Raw genomic sequence first — 15,947 nt, forward strand, 5'->3', positions numbered from 1 at the left:
ATCCGCTTTCACGGCGAATTCCCTAGCCGAAATGGCTGAGGCCATCCGGCGGCGATCCGGGGCCGGGCGGGTTCAATAGGCGAGGGTGACGCCGGCCATCACCAAATTGCGGATGTAGTTCTCGGCGCCGTTGATGTTGTTAAAGTTCGTTTCAAAATCGGTGTAGGAGTAATTGATCTTGGCGGTGGCGTAGCGGTTTATCGAGTAACGCATCTCCGCCCCGACGACATACTGGTTATCGACGCGCGGGAATTCGTCATAGTCCTGGTTCAGATAGTCGACCCAGCCGGAAATGACGATGTTGCGGCGGAACTCATAGTCGAGCCGCACCCCGGCCGTCGAGCTCACCACCGCCGAGCCGGTGAAGCCGTTATATTCAAAGTTCGAGGTCGTGACCTGCTGGCCGGCGGAGAAGGTGGCGGTCACGAGCGGCGTCACGAACCATTGCAGATTGGCGCCGAAGGTCAGTCCGGAACTGCCGTCGAGATAGCCGTTCTCCGAGGTCCAGTTGTAATAGCCGATGAAGGCCTCACCGCGGGTCAGGCGGGAGGGTTCGATCTGAACGCCGGTGATGATCCTGTATTCACTGGAATTATAGTCCGAATTCTGGACCTCGAACCATTGGTAGGAGCCGCCGACGAACACGCTGGTCAGCGCGCTGAGCTCATAGCCGATACGCCCGCCCAGCTTGTAGTCGCTGCCGTCGCGGTAGGATTGGTCGGTCGGCTCGCCATCCAGCCAGTCGTCGAAATCCCGGTAGCGGAAATCGAAGCCGCCCGTCGTCCAGATACGGTTGAACTGCTTGTCGAAGCTTACGCCCGCCGTCACCTGCTCATAAGGCAGCGGGTCGCCGAGATTGTTCACATTGGTCTCGTCGTCACCCGGCAGCTCGTTGAGATGGGCATAGCGTGCATAGCCGCCAATGTTGAAGTCGCTGGTGACATCAATGCGGCCGCGCGCGCCGGCGGCGTAGTTCTCATAGTCCGCATTGCTGTATTTGGCGTAGCTGGCGCTCTCGAAATACCCGTCGAAAGCAAGGAAGTGGCGCCCCCAGTCCGACTGCAGGTCGAAGGCCGGCCGGACGGTGAACAGCCAATCCTCTTTCTGGTTGTTGTTCGTCGCGGTGATGTTGGTGTCGTAGCCCGTCGAGAGGCCGAGCGTCGGAAACAGCACGAAGGCGCCGACAGGCACGCCGAGCGGCATGTAGTTGACCGGCTGGCGGTCCAGAACCGCCGCGCGCGCCGGATCCACTTCCACGGCCGGACGGTAGCTGGGGGCGATATCGTCCGCGCGCGTGTCCATCGGTGCGGAAAGCACCGTCAGGCCGACCAGCAATCCAGCGAGGGGGAGCGCTCTCATGAGCCGATGCTCCTCACGAGGGGCTCGGGCTCTCAGGCGTGGGCCCGGGGGTGTCGGTCTGCCCGGGATCGGGCGTATCTTCCCCCGAGGAGCCGGCGGCGCTGCGCGGGGTGCCGGCGGCGGCCTCGGTGAAGGCGGTGGTCAAAGCCTGAGCCGTCTGCCGCGACAGGCCACCCGCCGCTCCGGGCTCGGCCGTTGCGTTCTGCATCGCCGCCATGACAGCGCCGGCGGCGGAGGCGCGGCCATCGCCATTAAGCGCCTTGTACGCCTGGCCGAGGCCGGTACCGAGCACGGCAACCGTGCCCGTCTGGCCGGCGGCGCCGGCTTCGACGACGGCCGAGATGATCGCGGCCGCGATCGCGGCCACTTGCGCATCGGTCGCGGCACCTTCGGCCAGCCACTGCAGGGCAAGGGCCTTTTGCGGGCCGCTGAGTGAGGAGCCCATGATGGCCGCGACCTGCGCGGCGGGACTGGCCTCGCCTTCGACTGAAGTGACGACACTCAGAGCCGCCTGCTCACCGGTTGAAAGCGCGGCCTGAACCATCGTCGGCAACAGGATGCCGCCCACCGGCACAGTCGCGCTGGTGGCGGCAATCACTGCAAGCACGCGAACCGCTCTGACAATCATGCCCCGTCCGCCCCGAAACCCGACAAAAAGAATAGCAGAGCGAGGACGGCATTGCCATCCTCGGCAACGCAGCATTCAAGTCATTTCAGGCCTTTGCCGGGAATCAGCCAGGACGAAACGGGTGAATCGGCTGCAATATGCCGCGTTGCGGTATCAGGGTGACGGAGCTTTGAGCTCATCGTTAAGAAGCCGGCTTTGGGCTGCGGGCAGCGAGGCCAGCAGGCGCTGCCAGCTGCGCAGGAACGGCTCCGGAAACCGGCGCATCACGGTCACGTCGTAGACGAAGTGACGCTTGCTGTCGGCGTCGGCAAAAATCCAGCGCCGCGCCAGGAAGTTTACCCGGCGCAGCATCTCGGCATATTCATAAGGCCCGGTCAGGCGGGAGAGCTCCCACGCCGCCAGCGAGGTGGGGCGAAGGGCGAGGTCCGGCCATGTCAGCTGGGCAAGGTCCATCCAGGAGGCGGACCGCAGCGGATCCACCTCCAGCACGGCGACAAGCTCCTCCAGCCCGGTCGAGGAAGGCGGTTCGAGCGCGTGCTGGCCCAGGCTGAACGAGAGCTGGCGCGCCTTGTCGCGAAGCCCCCAGGCATCGTGCCACTGCGCCAGCGCCGCGCGCTGCGCCTGCGCCTCCCGCGCGCCGGAGCGCGAGTCGGTCACGACGCCGGTGACGGCGCCGGTCACGACGCCGGTCTTGGCTTCTATCCTGGCGCTTTCGCGTTCCATCTGCCATTCGAGCGCGCCGAGCCGGGCGAAGGCGACACCCTTGAAGATGGCGCCGGCGGCGAGCGCGATCAGCACCAGCGAAAACACCGCGTGCAGCGCCCGGCTGCCGCCCTGCCGACGGGGCGCGTCAGCCGACATAGTATTTCTTGTAATAGGCGGAGGAGTGGTAGGAATAGCGGCCATATTTCGGCGCGCCGCGCAGATCGATCATGTTGAGAACGATGCCGCAGATCTTGCGGTCGCCGGGAATGCGCTCGATCGAATGCCGCACGAATTCACGCGCCGTGGTGTTCCAGCGCACGACGAACAGCACCTTGTCCGCCACCGGAGCGAGGATGGCCGCGTCCACCACCGGGCCGATAGGGGGCGCATCCATCACCACCAGGTCGAAATTCTGCCGCAGCTGCTCGATCAGGTGCTGCATCCGCGCCGAGCCGAGCAGGTCCGGCGGGTTCTGCGTTTTGGCGCCGGCGCCCAGCACATAGATGCCGGAGGCGCCGTGGCGGTGCAGCAGCCCATCGGAGGACACCGCCTGCGCCAGCCATTCGACGAGGCCCGGCTTCTCGTCGAGCCCGAATTGCTGGGTGATCGACGGGCGGCGCAGGTCGCAGTCGATCAGGACCACGCGCTTGCCGGAACTGGCGGCGGAGGCGGCGATCGCCAGTGCGATCGAGGTCTTGCCTTCGGAAGGCGAGGCGGAGGTGACTTCGACCACCCGGGGCGGGTTGTCGACATCGGACATCTGCACCCCGGCCCGCAGGCTGCGGATGGATTCGCTGAAGCGGGAGAGCGGCTTGGTCGTGAGGAAATCGAGTATCGGAATGGCGCCCTTGGTCTTCTCGCCCTCGGTGAAGTCAGCCCATTCCACCGAGGCGAGCACGGGCAGGCCGGTCGCCTCTTCCAGCTGGCGCGGGCTGCTGAAGCCGGCATTGAGCATATCCAGCAAGGCCGCCAGGCCGATGCCGAGCACCAGCCCCAGCGCGGTGCCGGCGGCCAGGAACAGCGACTTTTTGGGGAAGGAGGGTGACCCCGAGGGGAAGGCCGGGGTGATGATCCGGGCGTCGCGAATGTCCAGTTCCGACTGCTCGGACGTCACTTTGGACTGGCTCAGGAAGGTCTCATAGAGCGTGCGGTTGGCCGCGGCGTCCCGCTCCAGCTCGCGTAGCTTCACGGTGAGGGCATTGTCGCTGGTGTTCTGCCCGGAGGCTGCGGCGACATTGGCCGCCATCGCCGCCGCCCGGGTGCGGGCGACATCATAGTCGTTTTCGAGATTGGCGACGATGCGGTTGATCTCGGCTGAAATCTGGCGCTCGACCTCCCGCCGCTCGGCCCGCACATTCACCACCATCGGATGGCGCTCGCCATAGCGGGTGACGAGGTCCGCCTCGCGCCCGGTGACCTCGGCGTGGCGGCTGCGCAGATTTGTCACCACGCCCGAGCGGATCACATCGGGAAGCGTCGCGAGGTTGCCGCCGCCGTCGAGAAGCTTCTTGGCCTGTTCGTACTTCGCCTGCTTCTCGGCCGCTTCGGTCTCCACCTGCACGAGTTCGGCGCTGACTTCGGAGAGCTGCTGCTCATTGAGCGAACGGGTGCCGACCGAGACGAGATTGTGCTCGGTGCGGAACTGCGACACGGCCTCTTCGGAACGGCGCAGGGCGTCGCGCAGTCGCTGCAGCCGGTCGTTCAGCCAGTCCGAGGCACGGCGGGCGGCATCGAAGCGGGTTTCGAGCTGGTCGACGATGAAGGCATCGGCGACGGCATTGGCCAGCCGCGCGGCGCGGTCGCGATCGGTGGAGGTGACGGAGATCTGAAGAATATAGGAGCGCCCGACGCGCTCGACGAGGAGCGCCCCGCGCAGCCGGTAGATCGAGGCCCGTATGTCGTCGGGAATGCCGGAGGCGCCCGGACCCGGCGGAAGCGCCGCCTCGACCGTGGCTTGTGTCGCTCCGAACAGGCTTCGGAGCGCCGCGCTCCAGGAGCGGCTGGAAGCCTGATTCCCGAATTCCGGATCGTTGACCAGGCCTTCCTTCTCCACCACCCGCCGCAGCAAATTGAGCGATTCAATGATGGAGATCTGGTTTTCGATATTCGCGGCGGCCGCCACCGAGTTGGCATCCATGCCGCTGAGCTCGGTGCCCAGCGCCGAGCGCGAGGCCTGGTCGAGCAGGATTTCGGCGGTGCTGGTGTAGCGCGGCGTCATCAGGAAGGCGCTGCCCAGCGCCAGCGCCATCGTCATCACGGCGATGAAGCCGATCAGCAGGCGGCGACGGACCAGAAAGTCGATGATCTGATGGAGATCGATGCGATCGTCGTCGTCGCTCGCCGGCGCTCGGGTAATCTGTCCGTGCATCAAGCCCAATCCAGAGATGGCCGCGAACGCCGGAAATGGCGCTTGGCCTCAGTCATCAGGCGCGGCTATCGGAAACGCCACGATTATAGTGATCAAAGGAAGGATTCCTAGAGAACCTTACCCGATCCTCTCGCGCTGCAACAGCCCGAGGCCAATGCCGGGCGAGCGCGGGCGTGCCAAGAGTCGCCGTGGCCATGGGGGGCGTCCGTCCCATCGGGGGAACCATTCCGGCGGCGAGGGGCGGGGTTGTCCGCCACGATTTCGCGGTGATCCCGCACGTGGCTCCCGGCCCGGCTGGTATGGCGCGGGCGGGTTGGCAAAAAGGGCCTAAGGTCTTCAATTTATTACATTTATAATCTGCGTCTTTGTTCCTTTTTGTCGCGTCTTGTTGTGGAACTCAGGCTTTCCCCTGCCTATTGTCGCCCGCGTCGAACAGAAGTGAGAACAGCGATGCTGCGGCGCGTAATGATCCAAAAGGCCCTGACGGCGGTCCTGCTGATGCTGGCCGTGGCTTCTGCGGGCGGCGGGCTTCCGGCGTGGGGCGCTTCCGCCGCGTCGCCCCAGCGCATCCTGGCGATTGGTGGCGCCGTGACCGAGACGCTGTATGCGCTGGGGCTGGAGGACCGGGTGGTCGCAGTCGACACGTCGAGCACCTATCCGCCCCGCGCTTTGGCCGACAAGCCCAATGTCGGCTATCTCCGCGCCCTGTCGCCGGAAGGCGTGCTGTCGGTCGGCCCGGATCTCATCATCGCCCTCGACGGCGCCGGCCCGCCGGACGCGGTGAAGGTGCTGAAGGGCGCCGCTATTCCCTTTGAGACGCTTCCCGAGGCGCGCGACGAGGCCGGCATTCTCGCCAACATACGGCGCATTGCGGCGCTGGCCGGCGTGCCGGAGCGCGGCGAAGAGCTGGCGCGCGCGGTGGCGGCGGATTTCGCGGCGCTGGCGCAGATCCGCGCCCGCATCCCCGCGCCGCGCAGCGCGGTGTTCGTGCTGTCGGCCTCCGGCGCGGCGCCGGTTGTCGGCGGGGCCGGCACCGGGGCGCAGGCGATGTTTGAACTCGCCGGCGTCACCAATGCGATGGCGGCGCTCAACGGCTACAAGCCGGCGGTGGGCGAGGCGGTGCTGGGCGCCGATCCCTACGCCATCGTGCTGATGAAGGACCAGAACCACGCGCTGACCGACGACGCGGTGAAGGCGATGCCGGCCTTTGCCGGTACCTCCGCGATGACGGCCGGTCGGTTTTACCGCATGGATGGTGGCTATCTCCTGAGCTTCGGGCCGCGCACGCCGCAGGCGGCGCGTGATCTCGCCGCGTTGATCTATCCCGAGCTGGCCTTGCCGGCGCTTCCGGCCCACGCTTCCGCCGCGCCCGGCACGCCGTGAGCATGGCCGTCCCGACCGCCACGGAGCTGCGGGCGCACCGGCCGCGGCGGACGCTGCTCGCGCTGGGCCTCTGCACCGTGCTGGTCGTTGCCGCCTTCCTCGCCTCGCTGGCGATCGGGCCGGTGACGATCGCCCCGGGACGGATCGTGGAGATCCTGGCCGCGGCCCTGCGCGGCGAGCGGGCGAGCGGGGCGGCGCTGCGCGAGGCGGTGATCGTGCTCGATGTACGCCTGCCGCGCACCCTGCTCGGCCTGCTGGTCGGCGGCGGCATCGCGCTGGCCGGCGCGGTGACGCAGGGGATTTTCCGCAACCCGCTGGCCGATCCCGGGCTGATCGGTATTTCCAACGGCGCGGCGCTGGCGGCGGCGGTGTGGATCGTCGCCGGTGGGTCGCTCGCTTTCTATCTGCCGCCGGCTCTTGCCGATGCCGGCCTGCCGCTCATGGCCTTCTGCGGCGCGCTCATCGCCACGGTGGCGCTCTATGCCATCTCCACCCATGAGGGGCGGACCTCTGTCGTCACCATGCTGTTTGCCGGCATCGCGATCGCCGCTCTGGCCGCCGCCGGCACCGGCCTCACGGTCTTCGTGGCGTCGGACCAGCAATTGCGCGACTTCACCTTCTGGTCCTTCGGCTCGCTCGGCGGCGCCACCTGGCAGAAGGTGGCGGCGGCGCTGCCCTTCATGGGGCTGCTGGCGGTGATCTGCACCCGGCTGGCCCGCGCTCTTGACGCGCTGGCGCTCGGCGAGGCGGAGGCGTTCCATGTCGGCATCGATGTGCAGCGCGCCAAGTGGCTCGCCATTCTCGGCATCGCCGCCGGCGCGGGGGCCTCGGTGGCGGTGGCGGGCGTGATCGGCTTTGTCGGCCTTGTCGTGCCCCATCTCATCCGCCTGATGTTCGGCCCCGGCCATCGCCTGCTGCTGCCCTGCGCCGGCCTGCTCGGCGGGGCGCTGCTGCTCGGGGCGGATGTGGTGGCGCGCACCCTTGTCAGCCCGGCGGAACTGCCGCTCGGCGTCGTCACCGCCGGCTTCGGCGCGCCGTTCTTCCTCTGGCTGCTGCTGCGCAAGCGCGCGGCGCTGATGGGGTGAGCCGATGTACCGCGCGCGTGACATAGGCGTTGCCCTCAGTGGCCGCACGCTGCTGGACGGCGCCTCGGTCGACATCCGCCCCGGCCATGTCACCGTGCTGATCGGCCCGAACGGCGCCGGCAAATCGACGCTGTTCAAGGTGCTGGCGGGCGAGCGGCGGCCGCAGCGCGGGCAGGTGACGCTCGACGGCGTCGATCTTGCCGGGCTGAAGCCGGCGCGGCTGGCACGGCTGCGGGCGGTGCTGCCGCAGAGCGTGCATGTCGCCTTTCCCTTCACCGTCGAGGAAGTCGTCGGCATTGGCGCCACCCCCGGCCGCGACAGCGCGGCGCGTATCCGAAGGGCGCTGGCGCGGGTCGAACTCGCCGGGATGGCGGGCCACAGCTATGACCCTCTCTCCGGCGGCGAGAGGCAGCGCGTGCAGCTTGCCCGCGCCCTGGTGCAGCTGCAGGGTGGCGAGGGGCCGGGCTATCTGCTGCTCGACGAGCCGACCGCCAGCCTCGACCTTGCCCAGCAATTGCTGGTGCTGCGGCTGATACGGGACCTGGCGGGTGAAGGGGTGGGCGTGCTCGCCGTGCTGCACGATCTCAACCTCGCCGCCATGGTGGCGGACGAGATTGTCGCGCTGAAACAGGGCTGCGTCGCCGCGCGGGGCACGCCGGCGCAGGTGCTCACCGATGCCCGTATCGCCGAGCTCTATGGCGTGAAGGTGCGCGTCGGCTGGGCACCGCCCACGCCCTTCCTCTTGCCGCAGGCCGCCTCGCGGGCCTGAAGGCGGCGGGTGCGGTGGCGTCCGCGCTAGGAGGCGAGCTCGCGGCCGACCAGCGCCTCGACATGGCTGAAAGCGGCGTTGGCGGCCGCCTCCAGCCGCGCCTCTTCCTCGGATGTCAGCTCGGCCTCGTTAAGCGCGGCGGTGAAGCGGCGCCAGTGCAGCGCCCGTCCCTCGGGATGGCCGGCGAGGTGGCGCGCGCCATGCTCGGCGGTGAAGCCGAGCTTGGCCGCTTCCTTGGCAAGAATGGCGGCGCCCATGTTGGAGCCCTCGACGACATAGAGCCAGCCGAACGCCTCGGGCCGCTCCAGTGTCGGGCCGAGCGGGGCTTCCGGCGGTGTCAGGCCGAGATCGGCGAAGTCCTGCTCCAGCGCCGCCAGACGCGAGCGCTCGGCGAGATCCGGCAGCAATTCCTGCAGCTCTGCATCGGCGTAGAGCGTCTCGACGCGACGGTGCAGATGGTACTGGAAGCGCAGGAAACGCTGGTAATTCGCGCTGTCGGCGAAGGGGGCGGCCTGCATGACGCCCGAATCCACCCGCTCATGCGCGGCTGTGGATGCAGCCTTGAGGCGCTTGGCGCGGTTGGGTGCCTCCACATCCGTGGCTATCGACATATCGTGCTCCTCTCATCCCGCCAGGCCGGCGGGCACGCTCTTTGAAAACGTTTCACTTCACATAAAGCGGGTCTGCGACCGAGGCGATCTCGCCGCCGCCGAAACGCATGGTCAGGGCGGCCTTCACGGTGAGGCCGGCGCTCGGCAGGAAGTTCTCATACTGGGTGTATTGCTCGTCCAGCAGGTTTTCCACCGAGAGCCGCCACAGCGTGTTCGCGTTCGGCTGGTAGCCGGCATAGACGCTGACCAGGTTGAAGCTGTCCGTCGGCTCGAACACCGAATCGGTCGGCAGGTCGGAGGCGGTGACGGCGGCGACGGCGGTCCAGCGCACGGCGACCGTCAGCTTTTCCTCCAGGAAGCGGAAGCCGAGCGTCGCCGTGACCTGGTCCGGCTGGATGCTCGACAGCGGCTGCCCGGCATAGAGGCCGGCCGTGACTTCGCCTTCCGAGATCTGGCCGGCGAGGCCGAGGAACCATTTGCGCGCGTCATAGGTGCCCTCGAACTCGAAGCCCTTCAGCCGCGCTTCCTGCACGTTCTGGTACTGCGCATAGCCGGGCACGCCCCAATTATAGGGGAAGCAGGTGGTCGGCCGGCCGGGAATGGGGCAGATCGTGCCGGTGGAGTCACCGAACTCGACCAGTTCGATATAGTTCTCGACGTCATTCTGATAGTAATTGAGCTTGGCGCGCAGCTTGTCGCCCGTAACGAACAGATCGTCCTTCTTGATGTTGATGCCGACTTCCTTGTTCTTGCCGATTTCGGCCTCAAGGCCGGGATTGGGCAGGAAGTAGAACATCGTGCCGCCGGTGTTGAACGGCAGCGGGTGCGGGCCGGAGACCAGCGCCTCGGTCACGGTGGGGGCGCGGTAGCCCTCGGCATAGGTGCCGTAGAGGGTCAGCCACGACCAGGGGGTGACGCCAAGGGTGAATTTCGGCGAGAGCCGTTCGCCGCTGGTGCCGCCATCGTCGGAATTGAGCGAATAGGCATCGTAGCGAAGCGCCGCGATGGCCTCCAGCCAGGTGGAATAGTTGGCCTTCCACTGCACGAAGGCGCCGCCGACCCCGCGATCGCCCGAGGGATTATAGCCCTCGCCGAAGCCGTAATCGTCGGTGTTGTCGATCTTGTCCTCGAAATAGTCGCCGCCGAAGGTGATGGCGTTGTTCCAGCCGGCGGCATCAAAGCGGCTGGTATTGTTGGCGTCGAAGCCCACCGTGTCGATGACGAAGCTGCGCGGATCGCCCACCGCGCCGGTGATCGGGTTGGACGAACCGGAAACCTTCACCTGGTCCTGGTCGACCTGGTTCCAGTAGACCGAGCTGCGCCAGTCGAACAGATTGTCCTCGGGGTTCTGGTAGTTCCAGTTCGCCGTCACCGTGCGGTTGGTCGCCTGGGTGCTGTAGGAGGTGGAGGCGTTGGCGTCGGCGCTGGTGGTGAACTGGGTGTCGTAGTTCAGCGCGGTCAGCTTGATCTCGTGGAACTCGACCGGCCGGAAGGTCGCCTTGGCGATGCCGGTCCAGGTCTCGAAGCCGCTGTCGGGCACCACGTCGCCATTGCCGTCATGGTAATTGTCGGCCTCGCGATAGGTGCCGCCGATGAACAGGTCGACATTCTGGCCGACCTTCGCCGCGCCGAGCACCGAGCCATAGCCCATGAACCCGTTGCCGGCAGCTTCGCCGGTGGCCTCGACGCCCCAGCTCTGGCCGGGGGCGATGATGTCGTCGGCGTCCTTGGTCCGCATAGTGACGACGCCGCCAATGGCGCCCGAACCGTAGATGTTCGACACCGGGCCGCGCACCACGTCGACATCGGCGATGAGGCCGGGCTCAATGAAGAAGCCGCCGGCACCGGCATGGCCGAGCTGGTTGAAGTTCTGCCGGGCGCCGTCGACGATCACCGCCACGCGGCCGAAATCCTGCAGGCCGCGAATATTGATCTGCGTCTGGCTGGTATTGGCGTTCTGGATCGCGGTGGTGCCGGGCATGCCCTGGAACAGGTCCGCGGTGCGCTCGGGCATCAGCGTTTCCAGCTGCGCCGAGCGGCGAACGGTGACGCCCGCCAGCGTGTCGATCCAGCTTTCGGCGGTGCGGGTGGCGACGACGGTGATCGGGTCGAGCTCGACGAACTCGTCCGTCTCGACCACGGCGGCGCTGGAGGCCGGGGACTGCGCGGCCGCCTCCTGCGCCATTGCCGGCGCGGCGGCCAGCAAAGCGAGCCAGGAGACGCCCAGCCCTGCCGTCCGCGCGACTGTCGAGAGACGGGACGAGCCCCGGTCGGTCTTGCGCATCTGTGTCCATCCCCGAATCGCGCGTCCGCCGGACGACACGATTTTCCCCGGCGGGCACCGGGCGCCCGCATCCCTGTCCGGCCGGTGCCGAACGCTGAGTTGATTTCGAGCGAGGAGGGTTAATTTAAGTAAATACTTGAGTCAAATCACGTATCCATTCGATTTATATAACTTAAAAACTAGGGAATCTCTTATATCGATTCCAAACAGAAGCAGTTTGGCATGTCTAAAATAAAGCCAATACAGTCAAAATTTAATAATTACAAACAATGGCAGTCGCGCCCGCCCGGCGCGCGCCATGGATGGGCGAAATGCGAGGAAATGTAAGGTTTTGGAGGTCTTGACGGTCAAGGGGCGCGCCGCCGCCGCGGGTTTGCGGCCCGGGGCTCCGAAGGCGGCGCCCTCCGGCCCCCGGGAGAGCGCCGGCGCGGGCGGGTTCGCCCCCGCGCCGATGGCCCGTCGCCGATAGTGAGGTGGCACGGGCGCGCCGCTTCGACGAATCACGGATCGGCCGCGCGCCCGGGCGGGGTTCCGCCGTCTTGGTTCAGTTGTCCTGGCCGAGACCGGCTCACCTCACCGCAGCGACAGCCAGATCGTCTTGGTCTGCAGATATTGGTCCATCGCCTCGGTGCCATTGTCGCGTGCGGTTGAGCCCGAGCGCTTGTAGCCGCCGAAGGGCGTGGTCACATTGCCCTCGCTGAAGCCGTTGATCGCCACCGTGCCGCAGGGCAGCCGCTTGGCGAGGTGGAAGGCCTTGTCGATGTCGCGGGTGAAAATGGTGGCGTGCAGGCCGTAATCGGTGTCGCGCGCGATCGCCAGCGCCTCGTCGATGCCGTCGACCGGAATGACACCAAGAACCGGCCCGAAGATCTCCTCGCGGGCGACGCGCATGGAAGGGGCGACATTGTCGAACACGGTGGGGTCGACGAAGGCGCCCGGCAGCCCCGCGCTGGCGCCGCCGCCGGCGAGCAGCTGCGCGCCCTCGCCCTTGCCGATCGCGATATAGGAGAGCACCCGCGCCTTGTGCTCGGCGCTGACCATCGAGCCGAGATCGGTCGCCGGGTCGAGCGGATCGCCCACAACAAGCGCGCGGGTCTTTTCCAGCACGCGGTCGAGAAAGGCGTCCTTCACCTTGCGGTCGACGATCTGGCGCATATTGGCCGAGCAGTTCTGCCCGCCATTCCAGAACGCGGCGTTGATGGCGGAAGAGACAAGCGTGTCGTCGATATCGGCATCGTCCAGCACGATCATCGGGCTCTTGCCGCCCATCTCCAGCCCCACCGGCTTGAGATTGCTCTCGCTGGCGTATTTCAGGAAATAGGCGCCGACCTCAGTCGAGCCGGTGAACGACACCGCGTCGATATCCATGTGCCGGCCGATCGCCTGCCCGGCCGTCTCGCCGAAACCCGGCACCACGTTCAGCACGCCGGGCGGCACGCCGGCCTCGATGGCGAGTTCGGCGAGGCGCAGCGCCGAGAGCGGGGTCTGCTCCGCCGGCTTCAGCACCACCGAGCAGCCGGCGGCGAGCGCCGGCGCCACTTTCCACGCCGCCATCAGCAGCGGAAAATTCCACGGCAGCACGAGGCCTACGACGCCGATCGGCTCCTTCACGATCATCGCCACCACCTTGTCGGCGGTCGGCGCCACCTTGCCGAACGACTTGTCCGCGAGTTCGCCATACCACTGGAAGAAGGTCGGCACCTCGTGGCCGATCTCGTTCAGGCAGTCCTTGATGGTCTTGCCGCTGTCGAGGCTTTCCAGCACCGCCAGTTCCTCGGCATGGGCGCGCACCAGCTCCGCGAGCTTGAGCAGCACCGCCTTGCGCTCCTCTGGCGCGGCGCGGGACCACACGCCCGCCTCGAAGGAGCGGCGCGCCGCCTTCACCGCGCGGTCGACATCGGCGCTGTCGCAGGCCGCGACCGTTCCCAGCACAGCGCCGGTCGCCGGGTTGATGTTCTCGAACACCTGCTGCGAGGCGGCACCCGTCCAGTCGCCATCGATGAAGGCCCGCGCGGGCAAAATGAGACGCCCGGCGATGGCGCGGTAGGCATCGGTGGATGTGTAGGCGCTCATCGGCGGGTCTCCTGTAGGGTCAATCGGCGAGCGGGGTGGGGGCGGGCAGGCCAAAGCGGCGGGCGAGCCGGGCGAGATCGTCGGCGATGCCGTCATGCAGAACGACGCCCTCGGCCAGGGCGCGGCGCTTGCGGCCGAGCCCCGCCTCGCCCGGCAGCCGCACCCGCGGCGCCCCTTCCGGCACGCGGGAGGCGCGGCAGGCATCGGCCAGCCAGCCGGTCTGGCGGGTGAAGCCGTCCAGCCCGCCAAAGGCCGCCGGCGACAGCGCCAGCACCAGCACGCTGGCGCCCCAGTCGCGCGGCGCGTCGGCGCGGCCATAGCCGCCAAGCCCCTGCGTCATCGCCTCCACCATCAGCGACAGGCCATAGCCCTTATGGCCATGGTCGAGCCCGCCGATCGGCAGGATCGAGCCGCCCGCCTTGAAGGCCGCCGGGTCGTTGGTGGCGTTGCCGTCGCTGTCCTTGATCCACGCCCCATTGAGGCGCCCCCCGGCGGCCCGCACCCGCCCGCACATGGCGGCGGTGGTGATCGAGGTCGAGACGTCGATGAGGATCGGATCGGGCTCGGCGGGAATGCCGGCGGCGATGGGGTTCGGCGTCATCACCGGGGTCAGCCCGCCGAACGGCGCGACATGGGCGTCGCTGGGGTCGGAGGAATAGACCAGGGTGAGCAGTCCCGCCCGCGCCGGCGCCTCCAGAAAGGCCGCGAGGCAGGCGATGTGGTGGCTGCGCCGCAGCGCGATGGCGCCGATGCCGAAGGTGGCGGCCCGTCGCGTGGCGTCCTCCACCGCCAGCTGCGTGGTCCAGATGCCCGGCAGGCGCCGCGCGTCCCAAGTCGCGACCGCGAGCTGGTCGGCGATCGTCTCCGGCCGGCCCTCGCGCTCCATCGTGCCATTGTCGAGTTCCTCGACATAATCGGCGAGCAGCGCCAGCCCGTGCGTGGTGTGGCCGAGCAGGTCCGCCTCGGTGAGGCCGAGCGCCACCGCGGCGGCGGGCTCAGCCGGCAGGCCGGCCTGCGCCAGCACGGCCTCGGCGAGGGAGACAAGCTCGGAAGAGGCGAAACGCGGCGCCATGGAAGATCCTTCGGGAAACAGCGCGCTCAGTGCCGGCGCAGCGTGATGTGCCAGGGAATGAGCAGCTTCTCGGCCAGCGAGACGGCGCCGAACAAAGCGAGGCCGAGCAAGGTGAGGAAGAAGATGCCGGCAAAGGCGAGGTCGGGGCGCATATTGCCGGTGGCGATCTGGATGTAGAAACCGAGCCCCTGGTCCGAACCCATGAACTCGGCGATGGTCGCGCCCACCGTGGCGTTCAGCGCCGCGTATTTGAAGCCGACGAAGCATTGCGGCAGCGCCGCCGGCAGCCGCACCTTCCAGAAGGTGCGCAGCGGCCCCGCCCCGGTGGAGCGGCAGAAGCGGGTGAGCTCGTCCGACAGCGAGCCGAAGGCATGGATCGCGTTCAGCGCGACGGGGAAGAAGCACACCAGCACGACGATGATGACCTTCGGCAGCAGCCCGAAGCCGAGCCAGGCGATGAACAGCGGCGCGAAGGCGATCTTCGGCACCATCTCCAGGCTGACCAGAAAGGGATAGACCGTGCGCTGCAGCGGCTTCCAAAAGGCGATGGCGAGGCCCACGGGAACGCCGATGCATATGGCGAGCAGATAGCCGATCAGGCTCTCGGCGCCCGTTATCAGCGTGTAGTCAAGCAGCCGGGGAATATCCGCCCAGCCATTGCTGACGATCTGCGAGGGTGTCGGCAGGATATAGCCGGGGATCTTGAAGATCGCGACGGAATATTCCCACACCAGGAAGAAGCCGATGAAGAAGGCGGCGAAGGGCCAGGAAGCGCGCAGCGCCATCGCCAGCCAGGCGGCGGCGCGGGCGGCCATGCCCGGCTCCGGCGGCATGCTAGAGGACACCATAGTCATGGAAGATCCCCTGGATTTCGCGGACATACTGGGTGAACCGGGCGCTGGCCTTCACTTCGAGGTCGCGCGGCCAGGGCAGGTCGATGTCGATGCGGCGCTCGATCCGGCCTGGACGTGGCGTCACCACGCAGACGGTGGAGGAGAGCTGCACCGCTTCCTCGATGGAGTGGGTGACGAACACCACGGTCGGCCGCTTCTGCATCCACAGCGCCTGAAGGTCGGTGCGGATGCTCTCGCGGGTCATGGCGTCGAGCTTGCCGAGCGGCTCGTCGAACAGCAGCGTGTCCGGCTCGTGCACCAGCGCCTGGCAGAAGGCCGCCCGCTGCTGCATGCCGCCGGAAAGCTCATAGGGGTGCCGGTGCTGGAAGCCGTCCAGCTTCACCGAGCGCAGCAGGTCGCGAATGCGGTCGGCATAGTCGCGCGGGTCGAGCCCACGCAGTTCGAGCTGCAGGGCGACATTACCCTCCACCGTGCGCCAGGGCACCAGCGTGTTGTCCTGGAACATGATGCCGATATCGGTGCGCGGGCCATCGACTTTCGCGTCGTCGAAGAACACGTCGCCGCGCGTGGCGTCGAGCAGGCCGGCGATCATCAGCATGAGGGTGGACTTGCCGCAGCCCGACGGGCCGAGCAGTGAAACGAAGCTACCGGATTCGATGGTCAGGTCGATCGGCCCGAAGGCGTGTACCGCCCCCGGACCGGCCCCGAACGTCTTCGTCAGCGACCGGATGTCGATCGTCGCGCCCATAACGCACC

13 protein-coding genes are annotated in these 15,947 nt (G+C 67.5%); 3 read left to right on the forward strand and 10 right to left on the reverse strand.

The window, feature by feature from the left end; genetic code table 11:
- Nucleotides 1-72: 72 nt before the first annotated feature.
- From A3M1_RS0112100 to A3M1_RS0112115, 4 genes are all read right to left on the reverse strand, one after another.
- Nucleotides 73-1,359, reverse strand: coding sequence for an outer membrane beta-barrel protein (locus A3M1_RS0112100; protein WP_245261651.1), 1,287 nt, complete (start codon nucleotides 1,357-1,359; stop codon nucleotides 73-75).
- 13 nt (nucleotides 1,360-1,372) lie between these two features.
- Nucleotides 1,373-1,987 (reverse strand): hypothetical protein, encoded by a 615-nt coding sequence (locus tag A3M1_RS0112105; RefSeq protein WP_018389236.1) that lies wholly within the window; start codon nucleotides 1,985-1,987, stop codon nucleotides 1,373-1,375.
- 153 nt (nucleotides 1,988-2,140) lie between these two features.
- Complete coding sequence (locus A3M1_RS0112110) at nucleotides 2,141-2,848, reverse strand: hypothetical protein (protein WP_018389237.1); 708 nt, start codon at nucleotides 2,846-2,848, stop codon at nucleotides 2,141-2,143.
- A complete protein-coding gene (locus A3M1_RS0112115; protein ID WP_018389238.1) occupies nucleotides 2,838-5,060 on the reverse strand; it encodes a polysaccharide biosynthesis tyrosine autokinase in 2,223 nt (740 codons plus the stop codon). The genes A3M1_RS0112110 and A3M1_RS0112115 overlap by 11 nt, the downstream gene beginning before the upstream one ends.
- Before the next feature lie 450 nt (nucleotides 5,061-5,510).
- On the opposite strand from A3M1_RS0112115, the gene A3M1_RS0112120 reads away from it, so the two are divergent.
- From A3M1_RS0112120 to A3M1_RS0112130, 3 genes are read left to right on the forward strand one after another with little or no spacing between them, the layout of a single operon-like run.
- Nucleotides 5,511-6,443: a hemin ABC transporter substrate-binding protein gene (locus A3M1_RS0112120; RefSeq protein WP_018389239.1), complete on the forward strand. Its 933-nt coding sequence runs from the start codon at nucleotides 5,511-5,513 to the stop codon at nucleotides 6,441-6,443.
- 2 nt (nucleotides 6,444-6,445) lie between these two features.
- Entirely contained in the window at nucleotides 6,446-7,528 is a 1,083-nt protein-coding gene (locus A3M1_RS0112125) for an iron ABC transporter permease (RefSeq protein ID WP_018389240.1), read from the forward strand.
- Nucleotides 7,529-7,532: 4 nt separating this feature from the next.
- Complete coding sequence (locus tag A3M1_RS0112130; protein WP_018389241.1) at nucleotides 7,533-8,297, forward strand: heme ABC transporter ATP-binding protein; 765 nt, start codon at nucleotides 7,533-7,535, stop codon at nucleotides 8,295-8,297.
- 26 nt (nucleotides 8,298-8,323) lie between these two features.
- Here A3M1_RS0112130 and A3M1_RS0112135 read toward each other — a convergent pair whose 3' ends face one another.
- From A3M1_RS0112135 to A3M1_RS0112160, 6 genes are all read right to left on the reverse strand, one after another.
- On the reverse strand, nucleotides 8,324-8,908 hold the full coding sequence (locus A3M1_RS0112135) for a biliverdin-producing heme oxygenase (RefSeq protein WP_018389242.1): 585 nt from the start codon (nucleotides 8,906-8,908) through the stop codon (nucleotides 8,324-8,326).
- A 52-nt stretch (nucleotides 8,909-8,960) separates the two neighbouring features.
- Nucleotides 8,961-11,192: a TonB-dependent hemoglobin/transferrin/lactoferrin family receptor gene (locus tag A3M1_RS0112140; protein WP_018389243.1), complete on the reverse strand. Its 2,232-nt coding sequence runs from the start codon at nucleotides 11,190-11,192 to the stop codon at nucleotides 8,961-8,963.
- Between the two features lie 573 nt (nucleotides 11,193-11,765).
- A complete protein-coding gene (locus A3M1_RS0112145) occupies nucleotides 11,766-13,265 on the reverse strand; it encodes an aldehyde dehydrogenase (RefSeq protein ID WP_018389244.1) in 1,500 nt (499 codons plus the stop codon).
- 19 nt (nucleotides 13,266-13,284) lie between these two features.
- A complete protein-coding gene (locus A3M1_RS0112150) occupies nucleotides 13,285-14,337 on the reverse strand; it encodes an Ldh family oxidoreductase (RefSeq protein WP_018389245.1) in 1,053 nt (350 codons plus the stop codon).
- A 26-nt stretch (nucleotides 14,338-14,363) separates the two neighbouring features.
- A complete protein-coding gene (locus tag A3M1_RS0112155; RefSeq protein WP_245261652.1) occupies nucleotides 14,364-15,191 on the reverse strand; it encodes an ABC transporter permease in 828 nt (275 codons plus the stop codon).
- Nucleotides 15,172-15,939 carry an ABC transporter ATP-binding protein gene (locus A3M1_RS0112160; RefSeq protein WP_018389247.1) on the reverse strand — a complete coding sequence of 256 codons (768 nt, stop codon included), beginning with the start codon at nucleotides 15,937-15,939 and terminating at the stop codon, nucleotides 15,172-15,174. The genes A3M1_RS0112155 and A3M1_RS0112160 overlap by 20 nt, the downstream gene beginning before the upstream one ends.
- Nucleotides 15,940-15,947: the final 8 nt, after the last annotated feature.

The sequence above is a fragment of the Ancylobacter sp. FA202 genome, assembly GCF_000380205.1.
GTDB lineage: Bacteria > Pseudomonadota > Alphaproteobacteria > Rhizobiales > Xanthobacteraceae > Ancylobacter.

Coding starts and splice junctions, on each gene's coding strand:
- A3M1_RS0112100 (WP_245261651.1), bottom strand. CDS start 1,359: ATGAGAGCGCTCCCCCTCGCTGGATTGCTGGTCGGCCTGACGGTGCTT.
- A3M1_RS0112105 (WP_018389236.1), bottom strand. CDS start 1,987: ATGATTGTCAGAGCGGTTCGCGTGCTTGCAGTGATTGCCGCCACCAGC.
- A3M1_RS0112110 (WP_018389237.1), bottom strand. CDS start 2,848: ATGTCGGCTGACGCGCCCCGTCGGCAGGGCGGCAGCCGGGCGCTGCAC.
- A3M1_RS0112115 (WP_018389238.1), bottom strand. CDS start 5,060: ATGCACGGACAGATTACCCGAGCGCCGGCGAGCGACGACGACGATCGC.
- A3M1_RS0112120 (WP_018389239.1), top strand. CDS start 5,511: ATGCTGCGGCGCGTAATGATCCAAAAGGCCCTGACGGCGGTCCTGCTG.
- A3M1_RS0112125 (WP_018389240.1), top strand. CDS start 6,446: ATGGCCGTCCCGACCGCCACGGAGCTGCGGGCGCACCGGCCGCGGCGG.
- A3M1_RS0112130 (WP_018389241.1), top strand. CDS start 7,533: ATGTACCGCGCGCGTGACATAGGCGTTGCCCTCAGTGGCCGCACGCTG.
- A3M1_RS0112135 (WP_018389242.1), bottom strand. CDS start 8,908: ATGTCGATAGCCACGGATGTGGAGGCACCCAACCGCGCCAAGCGCCTC.
- A3M1_RS0112140 (WP_018389243.1), bottom strand. CDS start 11,192: ATGCGCAAGACCGACCGGGGCTCGTCCCGTCTCTCGACAGTCGCGCGG.
- A3M1_RS0112145 (WP_018389244.1), bottom strand. CDS start 13,265: ATGAGCGCCTACACATCCACCGATGCCTACCGCGCCATCGCCGGGCGT.
- A3M1_RS0112150 (WP_018389245.1), bottom strand. CDS start 14,337: ATGGCGCCGCGTTTCGCCTCTTCCGAGCTTGTCTCCCTCGCCGAGGCC.
- A3M1_RS0112155 (WP_245261652.1), bottom strand. CDS start 15,191: ATGACTATGGTGTCCTCTAGCATGCCGCCGGAGCCGGGCATGGCCGCC.
- A3M1_RS0112160 (WP_018389247.1), bottom strand. CDS start 15,939: ATGGGCGCGACGATCGACATCCGGTCGCTGACGAAGACGTTCGGGGCC.